Raw genomic sequence first — 16,397 nt, forward strand, 5'->3', positions numbered from 1 at the left:
GCTTTAGCTTTAAAAGCTCTCCTCCATTGCGGCATTTATTTCCCAGGCGCATAATTAGCAGGCTCATATTTTCTCTTAATTTGACCTGCCGCGCAGGCCAGTGGAACCCTATGTCCTCTGCTGATACCCCTATTAACTGGAAACAAAATCTGACCGTGACCTGGCTCGGCTGCTTTTTAACGGGCGCCGCCTTCAGTCTGGTTATGCCCTTTCTGCCACTCTATGTCGAACAGCTCGGGGTCACCGGGCATAGCGCGCTGAACATGTGGTCCGGGCTGGTCTTTAGTATCACCTTCCTCTTCTCCGCCATTGCCTCACCGTTCTGGGGCGGTCTTGCTGACCGCAAAGGACGAAAAATTATGCTGCTGCGTTCCGCCCTCGGAATGTCCGTAGTGATGATGCTGATGGGGATGGCACAGAATATCTGGCAGTTTCTGCTGCTACGCGCACTGCTCGGCCTGCTGGGCGGCTTTATTCCCAACGCCAACGCCCTGATTGCCACCCAGATCCCGCGCCACAAAAGCGGCTGGGCGCTGGGCACGCTGTCAACCGGCGCGGTGAGCGGCGCCCTGCTCGGCCCGCTGGCGGGTGGCTTCCTGGCCGACCACTGGGGCCTGCGCACCGTCTTCTTTATGACCGCGGCGGTGCTGTTTATCTGCTTCCTGTTTACCCTGTTTTTAATCCGTGAAAATTTTGTGCCGATCGCCAAAAAAGAGATGCTCAGCGCCAGAGAGGTTTTCTCCTCGCTACAGAATCCCAAGCTGGTGCTCAGCCTGTTTGTGACCTCGCTGATCATCCAGGTGGCCACCGGCTCCATTGCGCCGATTCTGACGCTTTACGTGCGCGATCTCGCGGGCAACGTCAGTAACATCGCCTTTATTAGCGGGATGATCGCCTCGGTGCCGGGAATAGCCGCGCTGATGAGCGCCCCGCGGCTGGGCAGGCTCGGGGATCGTATCGGGCCGGAAAAGATCCTCATCGTCGCGCTAATTATCTCTGTGCTATTGCTGATCCCGATGTCGTTCGTTCAGACCCCACTGCAGCTGGGTATCCTGCGTTTCCTGCTCGGCGCGGCAGACGGGGCACTGCTGCCGGCAGTGCAAACCCTGCTGGTGTATAATTCCACCAGCCAGATCTCCGGGCGTATCTTTAGCTATAACCAGTCGTTCCGCGATATTGGCAACGTCACCGGCCCCCTGATAGGCGCCTCGGTGTCCGCCAACTACGGTTTCCGCGCGGTATTCCTGGTCACCGCGGGCGTGGTGCTCTTTAACGCCATTTATTCTACCCTCAGCCTGCGCCGACCTGCCGCGGAAGCCTCGCAGCCTGACCGCCATTCAGTAAATTAATGTCCAGAGGGGCCCAGCCCCTTGACGCTTTGGCTACCGCCTTCTATAGATTGAATCGTGTTCAATTCATATTCTTCTCAGGAGATTCGCTATGCCAAAGGATTCGATGTTCTATGCCACGCTCGAAGAAGCTATTGATGCAGCACGCGAAGAATTTCTCGCCAATAATCCTGACAGCGATGAAGAGAGCGCTAACGTTGAGCAGCTTAATATTCAAAAGTATGTGCTGCAGGATGGCGATATCGCCTGGCAGGCCGAATTTTTTGCTGACGAAGACGAACAAGGCGAATGTTTACCGATGCTCAGCGGCGAAGCTGCGCAGAGCGTTTTCGACGGGGATTATGATGAGATAGAGCTGCGCCAGGAGTGGCTGGAGGAAAATACCCTCCATGAGTGGGATGAAGGCGAATTCCAGCTCGAGCCCTCGCTGGACACCGAAGAGGGACAGACGGCGGCCGACGAGTGGGACGAGCGCTAATCAGTTATAGGGCCCGTGGCTGGCATCCAGCGGCAGCAGCAGCGTATCGAACACCAGCGAGAACGGCAGGTCCAGAACGGTGAGATAGCGCCATGCCGAGTCGCGAACGTCCCACTGCACGCCCGGGTAATATTGATTGCCATGCCCCTGCCCGGGCACCGTCCGGCTGATAATGCTGCCGCAGCCGCTCAGCAGCAGCGCCATGGCAATGATCGATAATATTCGCATCCACAACCTCGTGTTTCAGATAAAAAAATACCGGCATCGCTGCCGGTATTTTCCTTTACGTACGGCTTATTTCGTTTTCAGCGCCAGCGGGTTAAGCGCTAACTGCTGATAGGCGTTGACCCACGATGAATATTTCTCCGGCGCGGCCCAGACGCGATAGTGCAGACGCGACATGGTCACCGGGTCGCTCAACAGCACCAGTCGACGATCGCGGTTCAGCTTATCCGGCGTTTCGTTCAGCGCCTGCTCAACGTGGCGCTCGCGAGCGATCTCAAGGATATGACCATGACGGTGGCGCGCGGTGGCCATCGCCGTGGCGAGGGCGTTAAACGACGGATTGAATACCGCGTGCATAAAGCCATCGTCCAGTGAACGCTGACGGTTCAGCGTCAGGTACGCGTCGGTATCCTTGAGCACCTGCGGCGGCGAATACTCTTCCGGGATCAGGAACAGCTTCCAGCGCTTGGTGCGCAGGCCCACGGTCGCTCGGCTGGAGATCGCCGACACGAACGGCGACAGGATCAGCGAGACGACGATCGGCGCCAGCCAGAACAGGAAGCGCAGATCCAGCCAGGCCATTCCGACTGCCCATACCAGCCCCAGCAGCAGCTGCGAGCCGTGACGCATAAAGGCTTCTCCCCACGGCGTGGAGTCATCATCACGCTGCGGCGAATTCCACACCACTTCCCAGCCGAGGAAGGCGCTGACCACGAAGACGGTGTGGAACAGCATGCGAACCGGCGCCAGCAGGACCGAGAACAGGACCTCCAGCAGCAGAGAAAGCGTGACGCGGATAAATCCGCCATACTCTTTCGGCCCTTTACACCACACCAGAATAATACTCAGCAGCTTCGGCAGGAACAGCAGCACCATGGTCGAAGCGAACAGCGCGATGGCCAGCTCTGGACGCCACTGCGGCCACACCGGGAACAGCTGACGCGGCTGCAGGAAGTACTGCGGCTCGGTCAGGGCATGCACCACCTGTAGCGCCGTCGACAGGGCAAGGAACATAAACCACAGCGGCGCCGACAGGTACGACATCACGCCGGTGAGGAACACCGCCCGGTGAACCGGGTGCATCCCTCTGACGAGGAACAGGCGGAAGTTCATCAGGTTGCCCTGACACCAGCGACGGTCGCGTTTCAGCTCGTCCAGCAGGTTCGGCGGCAGCTCCTCATAGGAGCCCGGCAGATCGTAGGCAATCCACACCCCCCAGCCGGCACGGCGCATTAGCGCGGCTTCGACGAAGTCGTGCGACAGAATCGACCCGGCAAAGTTACCCTCGCCCGGCAGCGGCGCCAGCGCGCAGTGCTCGATGAACGGCTTCACGCGGATAATGGCGTTGTGTCCCCAGTAGTGGGACTCCCCCAGCTGCCAGAAGTGCAGACCAGCCGTAAACAGCGGACCGTACACCCGGGTGGCAAACTGCTGGCAACGCGCATACAGCGTGTCCATGCCCGAAGCGCGCGGGGATGACTGGATGATCCCGGCGTTCGGGTTCGCTTCCATCAGGCGCACCAGGCTGCTCAGACACTCGCCGGTCATCACCGAGTCTGCGTCCAGCACCACCATATAGCTGTACTGGCTGCCCCAGCGGCGGCAGAAATCATCGATGTTGCCGCTCTTACGCTTCACGCGACGACGGCGACGACGATAGAAAATCTGCCCTTCGCCCTGCACTTCGGCAATCAGCTCCATCCACGCCTTTTGCTCAGCCACACAGATATCGGGGTTATAGCTGTCGCTGAGAATATAGACGTCGAAATGAGCGGCGTTACCGGTCGCTTTCACCGACTCCCAGGTCGCCCGCAACCCGGCGAAAACGCGGTCAACGTCTTCGTTACAGATCGGCATAATAAGCGCCGTACGGTGCGCCGGGTTCAACGCTTCGTCACCAACCGTCGAGGCGGAAATACTGTACTTGTCGCGGCCAATCAACAGCTGCAGAAAGCCCATTAACGCAGTCCAGAAGCCGGCGGAAACCCAGCAGAACAGCACCGCGAAGAGGATCAGAATGCCGCTCTGCAACACGTACGGCAGCAGCTGCATGAACGAGATCCACAGGTTCTGCCCCACCATGTCGGCCGGGTTGATCAGCGCCCAGCCCTGATAAGGCAGAATGGTTTTCATATACCAGGTGGCCACCACGGTCTGCGACAGCGTCAGCAGCAGCAGGATGTAGCGACGAATGGTGCCGACGGTACGCCATTTTTGCTCACTCTCGCGCTCTTCTTGCGTCAGGCGGGAGAGATAGCGCGGCGTGACATCGCGGCCGCGCAGACGATCCCAGAAGCGGCCGACCGGGTTAGTCCGCCACGGGTCCGGGATCATCGAGGAACGCCTGGCTTTCGGCATAGCATGCAGCTGGGTACGACCTTCGTCATCCTTCACCAGTTGATCGCCAGAAAGCGAATCCGGCCAGCTGTGCGCCAGACGCGCCTTCACCGACCCCAGCGGAGAGTCGTCTTCGCGAGCGAAGGTCTGATGTTCGTCATCCAGGGCCTGATGAACGGCCTGCAGGCTGGTGTCCGGCAGCGCCGATTTTTCGGCGTCCGACAGCGGCAATGCGTCAATGTACTTCGTTATCTTATTCATTGGCAGGCAGCTGATAGCTCCAGGTTTCGCTCAACGTGTCATCACCGTTAACCAGTGCGGCACGCATTTCCGTCGTTTTCTTCGGATCTTTGACCTTCAAACGCAGGATCATCCGCCAGCCTTTGGTCACTGGATTGTAACGCACGGTATTTTCAACGATTTCCGCGTTATCGCCGGTGCTCGCCTGAGCAGCGACCGGGGTATCCGCTGGCAGTTTCTTCATATCGGCGCCGGTGAAGTCGACAATGAAGGCAACCGTACCGTCCGGCTGACGGATCAGGTTCGACTGCTTCACGTCGCCGGTAGAGCGGCGGGTCTGCATAACGTAAGCGTTATCTGGCGCATGCAGCTTGTCTTCATCGCGGCTGAAGGTGATGGTGTATTTGAAGTTCATCTCCTTGCCCGGCTCCGGCAGCTGATCCGGCGTCCAGTAAGTCACGATGTTATCGTTCGTTTCATCGTTGGTCGGAATTTCAACCAGCTCGATTTTCCCTTTGCCCCAGTCCCCTTTCGGGGTGATCCAGGCGCTTGGACGCAGGTCATAACGATCGTCGAGATCCTCGAAGCGTGAGAACTGACGGCCGCGCTGCAGCAGGCCGAACCCTTGCGGGTTTTCCATCGCATAGCTGCTGACAGCCAGGTGTTTCGGATTGTTCAGCGGACGCCAGATCCACTCGCCGTTACCGGCCAGGATAGACAGACCATTGGAGTCGTGCAGCGCCGGACGATAGTTGAGCGTCGGAGAAGGCTGGTTGGAACCGAACAGGAACATGCTGGTCAGCGGCGCCACACCCAGTTTGCCGACTTTGTCACGCAGGTAAACTTTGGACTGGACGTCCACGACGGTGTCGCGTCCCGGCATGATGACAAAGCGATAGGCGCCGGTTGCCCGTGGGGAATCCAGCAGCGCATAGATAGTCAGACGCTTGTCAGTGGCTTTTGGACGTTCGATCCAGAACTCACGAAAACGCGGGAACTCTTCGCCGGACGGCAGCGCGGTATCGATAGCCAGACCACGCGCGGACAGACCGTAAACCTGACCCTGACCCAGCACGCGGAAGTAGCTGGCACCGAGCATGCTGACGATTTCATCGTTCTTATCTTTGCTGTTGATCGGATACAGTACTTTGAAGCCGGCGAAACCGAGGTCTTTCACCGTGTCTTTATCGTGCTGGACGTTACCAAAGTTAAAATAGTCCGGACTATATTTAATTTTGCGCACGCTGGTCGCCGTCACTTCATTGATAGTGACCGGCGTGTCGAAGTACATCCCCTGATGGTAAAATTCAAGCTTGAATGGGGTTTTCTGGTTATTCCAGTAAGCTTTATCGTGATTAAACTGAATTTGCTGGTAGTCCGCGTATTTCATGTCGCGGAAAGCGGAGGGCAGGTTACTCTTCGGCGCTTCATAGCCTTTCCCGGCTAACGTTTTGGCCTCTTTTGCAACGTCATCAATGCTAAACGCCCATGCAGATGAAGTACACAGGGACAACATTACGGCTGCGCTTAACCAACGCATTTTCATCATCTGTGGTTTATGTTTCATATAAGTAAGCACTTCCCCCTTTGTGTGCTTAAATCGATCCGATCTATTTTAATGGAAACTCAGGCAATCCGACAACATAATCCCTGCTTTGTTCAGCCTGGCGGCACAGGGAATAAACAGTTCGCTGTCCCGTTTGCACTTTGAGTGCTTATCCTGGAGACAGATACCCCGAGTTCATGTAGGGTTGCTGATAATGTAAGCGTTATCACCTTGAGTGATAAGACGAATTATCTGAGATTGTCGTGAATCGTATGAATAATACTCCGGTACAGCGTGAATATTTCTTCGACAGCATCCGCGCCTGGTTGATGCTGCTGGGGATCCCTTTCCACATTTCGCTGATTTATTCCAGCCACAGCTGGCATGTCAACAGCGCCGAACCCTCGTGGTGGTTGACGCTGTTTAATGACTTCATCCATGCCTTTCGCATGCAGGTCTTTTTCGTCATCTCCGGCTATTTCTCCTACATGCTGTTCCTGCGCTACCCGCTGAAAAAGTGGTGGAAAGTGCGCGTTGAACGGGTCGGTATTCCGATGCTGACCGCCATCCCACTGCTGACGCTGCCGCAATTTATTATGCTGCAATACGTCAACGGCAAGGCGGAAAACTGGCATACCCTTTCGATGTACGACAAATTTAATACCCTGGCCTGGGAGCTCATTTCCCACCTGTGGTTTTTACTGGTTCTGGTGGTGCTGACCTCGCTGGGGGTGGTGCTGTTTAAATGGCTGACGCGCCGTCCGGCTGGCCACGGCCTCGCCTTCAGTGACACTGTCACCATGGGCCAGCTGACGATGATTTTCCTCGCGCTGGGGGTCTTTTATGCGCTGATCCGCCGGTCCTTGTTCCTGCTCTATCCGCCCCTGCTGAGCAATGGTCTGTTTAACTTTGTGGTGATGCAGACGCTGTTCTATCTGCCCTTCTTTGTGCTGGGCGCGCAGACCTTTATTAACCCACGCTTAAAGACCATGTTCACCACTCCGTCGCCGTGGTGCTGCGCCGCAGCGCTGCTCGGGTTTATCGCCTATCGACTGAATCAGCAGTATGGGTCCGGCGACGGCTGGATGTATGAAACCGAATCGGTGATTACTATGGTGTTGGGGCTGTGGATGGTCAATGTGGTCTTTTCGCTCGGCCATCGACTGCTGAACTTCCAGTCAGCGCGCGTGACCTATTTCGTCAATGCCTCGCTGTTTATTTACCTGGTGCACCACCCGCTGACGCTACTGTACGGGGCGTGGATCACCCCGGCCATCAAGTCCAATACCTTAGGCTTTATTGTCGGGCTGGTTTTTGTGGTGGGTATCGCGCTGATCCTGTATGAAATTCATCTGCGCATTCCGCTGCTGCGTTTCCTGTTCTCCGGTAAACCGATGAACAAACCGGCCAAAACCCCGGCTTCGGCCAGCTAATTTGCCGCGGGTGCGGCACGCCAGGCGTGTCGCATTACGCCTGCTCGTCAAAAAGCCGGTCGAAAATCATATTATACAGAGCTTCTAAATCTGCCTTATCGACCGGGGTCGAGGCGCTCAGCTCACAGCGATAGGCGGCCCCCTCGGTCAGAACGGCGATGAGCTCTGATGCGGCATTGCGTCGCGCATCGCTGAGCCCGGGATGGTAGCGCTGCGACAGACGCCCTCCTTCCTCTTTCAAACGCCGATCGGCCTGCACCAGGATCTCGCGCAAGCGTGGGTTACGCGAGGCTTCGGCGTTGATCTCCATCAGCAGATAATTGTCGCTTTTGGTGGCTGCCGACGTCGGGATCCTGCCGGCCAGCACCGCCGCTTTGCGCGCCAGATTATGGTTCTCATCGATCATCTCCCCGACCCTGGCGTGGACGATTTCGCTGACAATCGCTTCGATGATCGCCTCTTTGCTGGCAAAAATACGATACAGCTGACCAACACTCAGGCCCGCCTCGCGGGCAATATCGGCAACGGAAGCGCCATGCAGCCCCTTTTCAGCAAAACACCTTTGCGCAGCGGCAACGATCTCTGCGCGGCGCGCCTGCTGCTTCTGCTGTACTTTTCCTTCTGACACCCTGCTCCCTCCTGCTATCCATCTTTCCCGTCAATACCGGCGGTTATCATAGCCTATTCTGCTGGATCAGGGGTATGACGCCAGCAGGCGGCGATAGATAGCCGCCGTTTCCTCATCAAAACAGACGAACAGGACGCGCTCAAGGGGGTTATAGCGAGTGAGAAACGCGGTGACGGTGCGCACGGCGATCTCCGCCGCTTCCTCTTTTGGATAGCCATACACGCCGGTGCTGATCGCCGGAAACGCAATGGAGCGATAGTTGTTTGCCGCGGCCAGCTGCAGACTGTTTTTGTAAGCATCCGCCAGGGTTTGCGCTTCCATGCGGTCGCCGCCGTGCCAGACCGGGCCCACGGTGTGGATCACCGCGCTGGCGGGAAGATCGCCCGCAATAGTGATCACCGCGTGACCGGGAGGACATTCGCCCTGCTGCTGCAATACCTGTTTGCAAGCCGCCAGCAGCGCCGGGCCGGCCGCCCGGTGGATCGCGCCATCTACCCCGCCGCCGCCCAGCAGCGAGGGGTTTGCCGCATTAACAATCACATCGACTTCAAGCGTCGTAATATCGCCGAGAATTACCTCAGGTTGAACAGCCATTTCTCCTCCTGTCGGCATAGCGCGTGGATACGGCTTTCTGCCGATACTAGGGCATTCCCGCCCCCGGGAGCAAGATTATCCCTCAGCCCTGGCGACGGGAAGCTAAAAAAAACAGGACCCTAAGGGTCCTGTTGAGTCTGCTGTTTCGCCAGTCAGGCGTTGTCATTAGCGAACGATTTATGTTTGCCCGCGCGGGCCGCCAGCCACAGGCCACTATTCTTCATGGCATAGCCAAAAACCAGACCCAACGCCAGGGAGGGCACCACCAGGCGCCAGTCGCCGTCTGCCGCAAAAGTCGCGCAGGCGCCGATAAAGGTGCCCGGTACAAACGACAGCAATGTCTGTCGCGCCTGAATGCACATCAGGAAGGCGACGATACCGGTCATCATATAGCTGAGGATCTGCAGCTGCGGGGCCAGTGCGCTACCGTGGATAATCACTAATGCCCAGACCACGCCGCTCATTACCGTGCACGAGGAGATGGCCAGACCTTTCAGACCGCCCTGCGGGCAGGCGAAATAGGCCGTACAGCCGAGGAAACCGGCCCAGCTCAGCAGGCCGAGAGCGACCGCCACCCATCCCCAAATTCCGGAGAGAATGCCCGTCGTTAATGCGATTGCGAAGAGTATGTTCATGGCGCGTATCCTAGCAGATACGCGCCGGAAGAATGAGATCTAAAACACAGTATATGAATGAACCTAATTTCAGTTGCATTCAAATAGTGATTAAAATCACATATTATTGCTCATCTTCTTCCTGAAGCTCGTCCCACATCGCGGCGATGGCGTCGCGGGTCAATGGCGCCATGGTGCGCCAGAATGGCGTGTGCGCATGGGCTTCGACTTTGCCCAGCATCGTCCCGCACCATGGCAGGATATAGTCAGCAAACAGAAGCTCAAGCGTCTCGCTCTGGTCTTCTGTAGCATGATCCTCCAGCCAGGAGGCGGCCAACAGCAGCGATCCGAGATGATCCGCCGGACCTTCCCCTGTCGGGATACCGTGTTCGCTCATAAAAGCCCGTACTTCTGCTTCCGAGGAACCCTCCACCCACGCGCTACGGTACGGCGGCACGCTGCAGGCTTCACCGACGAACAGCGCATTATAGTCCGTCGCCAGGGACTGCATCTCACAGCTTTTCTGCAGACGCGCCAGCAGTTCATCCTGCTCAAGCGGCCAGCTGGCAGCCAGTTTGCCCTCACGGATCAGGGTAAACAGCGGCACCAGCAGCGGGTCCTGCGGTTGACGGTAATACAGCGAACCCAGCACGCGGCAGAGGATTGAAAACTCGTTCATTCAGTTATTCCAGTTATACAAATTAAAGGTCAGCAAATTCCGGGATCGCCGGCATGCCCCGCGACTCGAGGAAGTTGAGCAGGCGACGCGGAGAAACGTTGAGGATCCTCTCCTCCGGGAAATCGACCGCATCAAGGATCTTGCGGCATTCGGTAAATTCCCCGAGGGTAAAGGCAGTGTGAGAGTCCGAGCCCAGCGCCACCCATCCCCCGGCATCACGCACCGCCGCAGCGATAGCTCGACAGTTATCTTCACTGCCCACGCGCGATGAAATAAAAGAGGAGTTATTAATCTCCAGCGCCACCTGATAGCGGGCCGCCGCTTCGGCAATAGCCGGGATATCCACCGGGAATTTCGGATTACCCGGATGGCTAATCATATGCACCTTACCGCTGGCCATCGCGGCAATCATCGCCTGCGTATGGGTATCACGATCCTGCGGCGGGAACACCGGCTCATGGAATCCGGCAATGATCAGATCAAGCGAGGTTAACATCGGCCCGGAGCAGTCGATCTCACCTTCGATATTTTTAATATTCGACTCAATACCGCGCAGGATCCCCACCCCGTCTACCAGACGGGGCCAGATGCGCATATTAACGAAGTGCCAGTAATGCGGGGCATCCGCCATATCCGGGCCATGGTCGGTGATGGCGAAGAGTTTGATCCCTTTACGCTTTGCTTCCGCAATATAATCGTGCAGGGTGCTGTAGGCGTGGGTGCTGGCGACGGTATGCATGTGCAGGTCAACGGGATACATCACATTCTCCTCTTCTGTTTGCCGCAAGAATAGCAGGAAACCGGGCTATTGATTAGCAAAAACCCCGCCGTGGCGGGGTTCTCTCGTCTTAATAACCGCGCTGGCGGTCAACCTGACCGCTTACCGGTTCCCCTCGCTCAAGCCGGCTAATGGTCTCCGCAATGTAGGTGATAGCTTCCATTGGACGGGTCACTGCCGCCACATGGGGGGTCATGGCCACCCGCGGATGTACCCATAGCGGGCTCTCCTGCGGCAGCGGTTCGCGACTGAAGACATCGAGCATCGCCCCTTTGAGCTTACCGCTGTTCAGCGCCGCCAGCAGATCCTCTTCAACGACATGCACGCCGCGAGCAAGGTTGAGGACATAGCTCTCATCCGGCAACTGCGCCAGCAGCGTTTGGTTAATAATACCGGCGGTTTCGGCGGTATTCGGCAGCAGGTTGATCAGCACGCGAGTGCCCTGCAGGAATTCGCCCAGTTCGGCCTGACCGGCGAAGCTCTGTACCTGTGGCCAGGATTTGCGGCTACGGCTCCAGACGCGAAGCGGGAACCCCCAGGGTTGCAGACTTTCCGCAACCTTCGCCCCCAACACGCCGGCGCCCATAATCCCGACAGTGAATTCGTCGGCGCGATACTCGGGCAGCGGCTGCCAGCGGGAAGCCAGCTTCAGCGCCTGATAGTCATCAAAGCGGCGGAACCAGTGCAGCACCTGGCTCACGGCATACTCCTGCATCTGCCGTCCCATACCGGTATCTTCGAGGCGAAACAGCGGGATCGACAGCGGCAGCATATCCGGATGGTCACGCAGCTTGCTGAGAATAGAATCTACCCCCGCCCCGAGGGCAAACACGGCCTTCAGCGCCCGGCCCTGCAGCATCTCTACCGGTGGATGCCAGACCAGGGCATAGTCCGCCGGCTGGTTGTCACCCGCTTTCCACTCGCGCACCCGCGCCCCGGGTAACTGTTTTTCCAGCTCACGGATCCAGAATGGGGTATCAAAGGTCTGATGGTAAAAAATAATCTCCATAGGGGCTCCTGATAGCAGACGCCTTTGGCCGATTGACGCTGGCGTCTTATTTTACTCATTGTTTTCTATTGGTTTGCCAGCATAACAAATTTCCCCCGAGCGAAAAGGGAAAAGGCACTGGCGACAAAAAAAACGGATTTCGCACGTTTAAGGAGCAAGTTGCTCGAAGTTTGTCTAAACGCGCTTTTTTTGCAAAAAGTTGATTGACGGGCGATACGTATTTCCCTACATTAGCGCCCGTTCCCGACAACAACGGGAAAGACAATATGGTGAGGTGTCCGAGTGGCTGAAGGAGCACGCCTGGAAAGTGTGTATACGGCAACGTATCGGGGGTTCGAATCCCCCCCTCACCGCCATATTTTAAGAAGAGCTCGTACGCAAGTACGGGCTTTTTTTTCGCATGTGGCACTCTCCAGGGGGATGAGAACCCCCGACCGGGGTTCGACAACTGGCAACGCCAGTTGGACAGACCGCGCACGCAGTAAGCGGGCTGCCCCGCAGGGGCGAGCGAAGCGAGTCAATCCCCCCCTCACCGCCATATTTTAAGAAGAGCTCGTACGCAAGTACGGGCTTTTTTTCGTCTGTGGCACCCGCCGGGGGGATGAGAACCCCCGACCAGGGTTCGACAACTGGCAACAGACATTACGCAGTATTGTCAAAGCCAGACTCTTTTTCACACGATTAACAGCGCAGCGAAGATGTTCGCCAACACTATCCCCTCTTCCGCTTTGAGCCACCCGGCATAACGAAAATCATATCGCTCGGGATGGTGTACGTTATGCATTAACGAAAAGTGCTTTGTTACTTGCGTATCGACCGTAATTCAATGTAAAAGTGAATGAACGTTCATTCATTTTAGCGCATGACAACACAGAAGGTACCAATGACTAGCAAAACACTGCGACTTATATTTCCTCAATGGCAAGGCGGTAACAATCCTCCCTACTATCTTGGCTCGCAGCTCCTCTCGTTTCTCTCTCCTGAAGCAAAAGGGCCCGTTGAGATCGTTCCTGTTGAGTTACCAACAACAGAGCCATTGCCAGGGATTAATGGCATCACGGCTAAGCCATCCCTCATCAGGCAACTCAATAATGCTGCCGCACTGATTGAAAAACATGATCCCAATAGCATTGTCATTTTAGGCGGAGACTGCCTGGTTTCGCTGGCGCCTTTCGCCCACCTGCTCGATAAGTTCGGAGACAAACTCGGTGTGCTCTGGATTGACTCGCATCCTGACGTGCAGACGGCTGAACAATATCCAAACGCGCATGCCCATGTGCTTGGTGCGCTAATGGGTACGGGTGATAACGATTTAGTTGCCCATGTAAAAACCAAACTTAATCCGTCAAAAATAATGATTGCCGGTATCCACGCGCCACTTCCTTATGAAGCTGAATACCTCACTCGCCATAACATTACGACGCTAGCACCTGAACAGGTTAAAAGCGGTGCAGATGAAGTCCTGGAGTGGATAGCTAAAGAAAAGATTGCGTATCTGGCGATCCATATCGATCTGGACGTACTCGACCCATCTCTGTTCCGCTCCATTCTTTTTGCAAAACCGGGGCGCGGAAAACACGATTTTGGCGACGTTGCTGAAGGCAAACTGACGATTGAGGATGTACTCAATCTGATAGCGGCAGCGACGACAAAAGCAGTCCCCGTTGGCCTGACAATCGCTGAACATTTGCCCTGGGACATGCTGAATCTCAAGAACATGCTCAGTGAATTACCCCTTCTAAAGTAAGACGAAATCCAGGAGCCAGACGACAGAGTTTAGCTCTGGCTCCTTGCATAAAAGCGCGTTAAAGTCTGGACACCGAATTTACCAAGATGCCGATATGTTAAAAAAAACCGAAACCTACCATAAGTTGATTACGGCTGCTGCTGCCTGCTTTGCGGAAAAAGGCTTTAGTGCGACAAGCGTACGTGAAATCTCTACCCGGGCAGGAATTAGTCAAGGAGCAATGTATACGTATTTCAAAAGTAAGGATGAGCTTGTTAAGGCTATTGTACTGGAAGAACAGAACTCCGCGCTGACTGCCCATAATGCGACCTATGCAGGCTCTTATTTTGATCGCCTTTGTGCACAAGTCACGTCCTGTATTAGCGAGATCGGTTACCCTATCACGCATCAACTTTGGGTTGAAATCATGGCTGAGTCTGCGCGTAATCCAGAACTGCGAAAAACGTATATCTCCAGTGATGACATCATGCGGAAAAGCTTCGCGCGGCTCATCCAGGAGGGTATCGCTGCCGGAGAGTTTCGCCGTGATATTAACCTTGAAGAAATCACGATCATTATTTTTGCCCTTATTGACGGTTTAATCGCTCGTCAGGCAATAAACACGACCTTCTCATTCAAGGATGATCTGCCAATGTTTTTTGACGTTATGGCAAAATTGCTTAAATAATACCAGACGGTCATAGTAAAACGATGTATCGAAAAAACCAGAGGTTGCTTATAACAGCCAACGCTCTCAAGCGGCAAACGACTCACACAGTGAGCAATCTTTCACGAGCCTACGCGATTGCGAAGAGTGCGTGAAAAAGTACGGACGCTTTTCACATATGAGTCCGGCAAAAAACCTCTGCCTACCCATCAATCTTCCTCCATCCGCTGATACTCTTCGCTGAGGTAGTCCACCAGCGCCCTGACGGAGGGCAGCAGCCCGCGCCGTGAAGCAAACACCGCATGGATCACTTCCCGCCGCGGCTGCCACTCATCCAGTACCACCTCTAATTCCCCTGACGCCAGCTGATCGCGCACCATTAATAAAGGAAGCTGTACCACGCCGACGCCGGCCATCGCCGCCTCGCGCAGCGCCAGCATATCGGTGGTCACCATTCGCGGCGTGAAATACACCTCCGCCCTTGCCCCCCCGGGCCCGGTAAGCTGCCATTTATGCTGATGCTTGTTCGCTCCCAGGCTGAGTCCCGGCCAGGCGCTCAGCTCGGACGGCGCCTGCGGGCGTCCGAGCCGGGAAATGAGATCAGGACTGGCCACCAGCCGGTGCCCGCGGTCCGCCAGCACGCGCATCACCAGATCGCTATCCTCGATGGGCCGGGGACGGACGCGGATCGCCACATCAATCCCCTCCCCGACCACATCCACCCGGCGGTTGGTCGCCTCAAGGTGCAGCGTTACCCCGGGATAGCGCGCCATAAATCGCGCCAGCATCGGTCCAATATGGACATGCAGCAAGGTGACCGGACAGGTGATCCTGACGCTACCGCGCGGCTCGGCGCGCAGCGTCTCGACCGCCTGCTGCGCCGCCTCGGCCTCTATCAGCATCGCTTTGCAATGCTGATAAAAGGTCTGCCCGACCTCGGTGACCGCGAACTGACGGGTGGTTCGCTGGATCAAACGGACGCCCAGCCGCTCCTCGAGTTGCGCAATGCGGCGGCTGAGCTTGGATTTCGGCTGGTCAAGCGCTCGCCCCGCCGCGGCGAAACCGCCATGGTCTACCACCTGGACAAACCAGGCGAAGTCATTGAGATCCTGCATCCTTCCTCCATTGTTCCATTTTTGGAACAGTATAGGTCATTTTTGCTCACTACCGCATACGTCGTCCCGGATATAAGCTTATTTACATCAGATACCGATACACAGGAGAAAGCCATGAAACAGATTACAGGAGTCTACACCGCGCCTGCGCAGCATTGGGTAGGCGACGGCTTCCCGGTTCGTTCGATGTTTTCTTATCAGACGCACGGCCAGCAGCTGAGCCCCTTCCTACTGCTCGACTATGCCGGGCCGTACACCTTCCCGGCGGGCAGCGATAAACGCGGCGTCGGTGAGCATCCGCATCGCGGATTCGAAACCGTCACCATCGTCTACGCCGGTGAAGTAGAGCATCGTGACTCCACCGGACGCGGCGGGGTGATTGGCCCGGGCGACGTGCAGTGGATGACGGCGGGCGCCGGGATCCTGCACGAAGAGTTCCACTCGGAGGCCTTCACCCGCAGCGGCGGCGAGCTGAAGATGATCCAGCTGTGGGTCAACCTGCCCGCCAAAGACAAAATGACGACCCCCGGCTATCAGAGCATTACCGCCGGGACGATCCCCACCGTCGCGCTGGCGAATGGCGCCGGACAGGTTCGGGTTATTGCCGGCCAGTATGACGACGTCAGCGGCCCGGCCCATACCTTCTCACCGCTTAACGTGTGGGATCTGCAGCTGAATCAGGGGCGCGACCTCACGCTGCGCCAGCCGGAAGGCTGGAGTACCGCGCTGGTGGTGCTGGAGGGGGAAGTGATCATCAACGGTTCCGAGTCCGCCCGCGAAGGTCAGCTCGCCGTCCTGAGCCAGACAGGAGACGCCCTGCATCTGGAGGCGACCGCCCAGGCAAAAGTTCTGCTGATGGCTGGCGAACCGCTGCAGGAGCCGATTGTGGGCTATGGCCCCTTTGTCATGAATAACAAAACGCAGATCGCAGAAGCCGTTCGCGATTTTAACAGCGGCCGTTTTGGCCAAATCTAACTGA

At 56.6% G+C, this 16,397-nt stretch carries 16 protein-coding genes and 1 tRNA gene; 7 read left to right on the forward strand and 10 right to left on the reverse strand.

Going from position 1 to position 16,397, the window contains the following annotated elements; translation table 11 throughout:
* Positions 1 to 110: 110 nt before the first annotated feature.
* Positions 111 to 1,349 (forward strand): multidrug efflux MFS transporter MdtG, encoded by a 1,239-nt coding sequence (mdtG, locus tag SP68_RS16520; RefSeq protein WP_008805966.1) that lies wholly within the window; start codon positions 111 to 113, stop codon positions 1,347 to 1,349.
* A gap of 91 nt (positions 1,350 to 1,440) precedes the next feature.
* Entirely contained in the window at positions 1,441 to 1,827 is a 387-nt protein-coding gene (locus SP68_RS16525; RefSeq protein WP_012542251.1) for a MysB family protein, read from the forward strand.
* Here the strand turns inward: SP68_RS16525 and SP68_RS16530 are convergent, their stop codons facing one another.
* The 3 genes from SP68_RS16530 to mdoG form a co-directional block, all read right to left on the reverse strand.
* Positions 1,828 to 2,055 (reverse strand): YceK/YidQ family lipoprotein, encoded by a 228-nt coding sequence (locus tag SP68_RS16530; RefSeq protein ID WP_008805964.1) that lies wholly within the window; start codon positions 2,053 to 2,055, stop codon positions 1,828 to 1,830. It lies immediately after the preceding gene.
* 66 nt (positions 2,056 to 2,121) lie between these two features.
* Entirely contained in the window at positions 2,122 to 4,650 is a 2,529-nt protein-coding gene (gene mdoH / locus SP68_RS16535; protein ID WP_022065197.1) for a glucans biosynthesis glucosyltransferase MdoH, read from the reverse strand.
* Complete coding sequence (gene mdoG, locus SP68_RS16540; protein WP_012968580.1) at positions 4,643 to 6,196, reverse strand: glucans biosynthesis protein MdoG; 1,554 nt, start codon at positions 6,194 to 6,196, stop codon at positions 4,643 to 4,645. Before mdoG ends, mdoH begins: the two co-directional genes overlap by 8 nt.
* A gap of 251 nt (positions 6,197 to 6,447) precedes the next feature.
* Here mdoG and mdoC point away from each other — a divergent pair, with 251 nt between their 5' ends.
* Positions 6,448 to 7,608, forward strand: coding sequence for a glucans biosynthesis protein MdoC (gene mdoC / locus SP68_RS16545; protein ID WP_012968581.1), 1,161 nt, complete (start codon positions 6,448 to 6,450; stop codon positions 7,606 to 7,608).
* Positions 7,609 to 7,642: 34 nt separating this feature from the next.
* Here mdoC and SP68_RS16550 read toward each other — a convergent pair whose 3' ends face one another.
* The 6 genes from SP68_RS16550 to ghrA all read right to left on the reverse strand — a co-directional run bounded on the left by SP68_RS16550 (position 7,643) and on the right by ghrA (position 11,910).
* Positions 7,643 to 8,236 (reverse strand): TetR/AcrR family transcriptional regulator, encoded by a 594-nt coding sequence (locus SP68_RS16550; RefSeq protein WP_012968582.1) that lies wholly within the window; start codon positions 8,234 to 8,236, stop codon positions 7,643 to 7,645.
* Positions 8,237 to 8,302: 66 nt separating this feature from the next.
* Complete coding sequence (gene ymdB / locus SP68_RS16555; RefSeq protein ID WP_008805959.1) at positions 8,303 to 8,830, reverse strand: O-acetyl-ADP-ribose deacetylase; 528 nt, start codon at positions 8,828 to 8,830, stop codon at positions 8,303 to 8,305.
* A gap of 152 nt (positions 8,831 to 8,982) precedes the next feature.
* Positions 8,983 to 9,465, reverse strand: coding sequence for a DUF1097 domain-containing protein (locus tag SP68_RS16560; RefSeq protein ID WP_008805958.1), 483 nt, complete (start codon positions 9,463 to 9,465; stop codon positions 8,983 to 8,985).
* 103 nt (positions 9,466 to 9,568) lie between these two features.
* Complete coding sequence (locus SP68_RS16565; RefSeq protein WP_008805957.1) at positions 9,569 to 10,123, reverse strand: TorD/DmsD family molecular chaperone; 555 nt, start codon at positions 10,121 to 10,123, stop codon at positions 9,569 to 9,571.
* A 22-nt stretch (positions 10,124 to 10,145) separates the two neighbouring features.
* On the reverse strand, positions 10,146 to 10,883 hold the full coding sequence (locus SP68_RS16570; protein WP_008805956.1) for a phosphatase: 738 nt from the start codon (positions 10,881 to 10,883) through the stop codon (positions 10,146 to 10,148).
* Positions 10,884 to 10,971: 88 nt separating this feature from the next.
* Positions 10,972 to 11,910 (reverse strand): glyoxylate/hydroxypyruvate reductase GhrA, encoded by a 939-nt coding sequence (gene ghrA / locus SP68_RS16575; RefSeq protein ID WP_022065196.1) that lies wholly within the window; start codon positions 11,908 to 11,910, stop codon positions 10,972 to 10,974.
* Positions 11,911 to 12,178: 268 nt separating this feature from the next.
* Here ghrA and SP68_RS16580 point away from each other — a divergent pair.
* The 3 genes from SP68_RS16580 to SP68_RS16590 all read left to right on the forward strand — a co-directional run bounded on the left by SP68_RS16580 (position 12,179) and on the right by SP68_RS16590 (position 14,324).
* Positions 12,179 to 12,266, forward strand: a tRNA-Ser gene (locus tag SP68_RS16580).
* 527 nt (positions 12,267 to 12,793) lie between these two features.
* Complete coding sequence (locus SP68_RS16585; protein WP_012542255.1) at positions 12,794 to 13,657, forward strand: arginase family protein; 864 nt, start codon at positions 12,794 to 12,796, stop codon at positions 13,655 to 13,657.
* Between the two features lie 94 nt (positions 13,658 to 13,751).
* Entirely contained in the window at positions 13,752 to 14,324 is a 573-nt protein-coding gene (locus tag SP68_RS16590; protein ID WP_004224069.1) for a TetR/AcrR family transcriptional regulator, read from the forward strand.
* Positions 14,325 to 14,512: 188 nt separating this feature from the next.
* Here the strand turns inward: SP68_RS16590 and SP68_RS16595 are convergent, their stop codons facing one another.
* A complete protein-coding gene (locus SP68_RS16595) occupies positions 14,513 to 15,418 on the reverse strand; it encodes a LysR family transcriptional regulator (RefSeq protein ID WP_004141420.1) in 906 nt (301 codons plus the stop codon).
* A gap of 114 nt (positions 15,419 to 15,532) precedes the next feature.
* Here SP68_RS16595 and SP68_RS16600 point away from each other — a divergent pair, with 114 nt between their 5' ends.
* A complete protein-coding gene (locus tag SP68_RS16600; protein WP_040975254.1) occupies positions 15,533 to 16,393 on the forward strand; it encodes a pirin family protein in 861 nt (286 codons plus the stop codon).
* Positions 16,394 to 16,397: the final 4 nt, after the last annotated feature.

The sequence above is a fragment of the Klebsiella variicola genome, from assembly GCF_000828055.2.
Lineage (GTDB): Bacteria > Pseudomonadota > Gammaproteobacteria > Enterobacterales > Enterobacteriaceae > Klebsiella > Klebsiella variicola.

Excerpts from the sequence above, each read along its gene's own strand:
- mdtG (WP_008805966.1), top strand. The coding sequence starts at position 111 with ATGTCCTCTGCTGATACCCCTATTAACTGGAAACAAAATCTGACCGTG.
- SP68_RS16525 (WP_012542251.1), top strand. The coding sequence starts at position 1,441 with ATGCCAAAGGATTCGATGTTCTATGCCACGCTCGAAGAAGCTATTGAT.
- SP68_RS16530 (WP_008805964.1), bottom strand. The coding sequence starts at position 2,055 with ATGCGAATATTATCGATCATTGCCATGGCGCTGCTGCTGAGCGGCTGC.
- mdoH (WP_022065197.1), bottom strand. The coding sequence starts at position 4,650 with ATGAATAAGATAACGAAGTACATTGACGCATTGCCGCTGTCGGACGCC.
- mdoG (WP_012968580.1), bottom strand. The coding sequence starts at position 6,196 with ATGAAACATAAACCACAGATGATGAAAATGCGTTGGTTAAGCGCAGCC.
- mdoC (WP_012968581.1), top strand. The coding sequence starts at position 6,448 with ATGAATAATACTCCGGTACAGCGTGAATATTTCTTCGACAGCATCCGC.
- ymdB (WP_008805959.1), bottom strand. The coding sequence starts at position 8,830 with ATGGCTGTTCAACCTGAGGTAATTCTCGGCGATATTACGACGCTTGAA.
- SP68_RS16560 (WP_008805958.1), bottom strand. The coding sequence starts at position 9,465 with ATGAACATACTCTTCGCAATCGCATTAACGACGGGCATTCTCTCCGGA.
- SP68_RS16565 (WP_008805957.1), bottom strand. The coding sequence starts at position 10,123 with ATGAACGAGTTTTCAATCCTCTGCCGCGTGCTGGGTTCGCTGTATTAC.
- SP68_RS16570 (WP_008805956.1), bottom strand. The coding sequence starts at position 10,883 with ATGTATCCCGTTGACCTGCACATGCATACCGTCGCCAGCACCCACGCC.
- ghrA (WP_022065196.1), bottom strand. The coding sequence starts at position 11,910 with ATGGAGATTATTTTTTACCATCAGACCTTTGATACCCCATTCTGGATC.
- SP68_RS16585 (WP_012542255.1), top strand. The coding sequence starts at position 12,794 with ATGACTAGCAAAACACTGCGACTTATATTTCCTCAATGGCAAGGCGGT.
- SP68_RS16590 (WP_004224069.1), top strand. The coding sequence starts at position 13,752 with ATGTTAAAAAAAACCGAAACCTACCATAAGTTGATTACGGCTGCTGCT.
- SP68_RS16595 (WP_004141420.1), bottom strand. The coding sequence starts at position 15,418 with ATGCAGGATCTCAATGACTTCGCCTGGTTTGTCCAGGTGGTAGACCAT.
- SP68_RS16600 (WP_040975254.1), top strand. The coding sequence starts at position 15,533 with ATGAAACAGATTACAGGAGTCTACACCGCGCCTGCGCAGCATTGGGTA.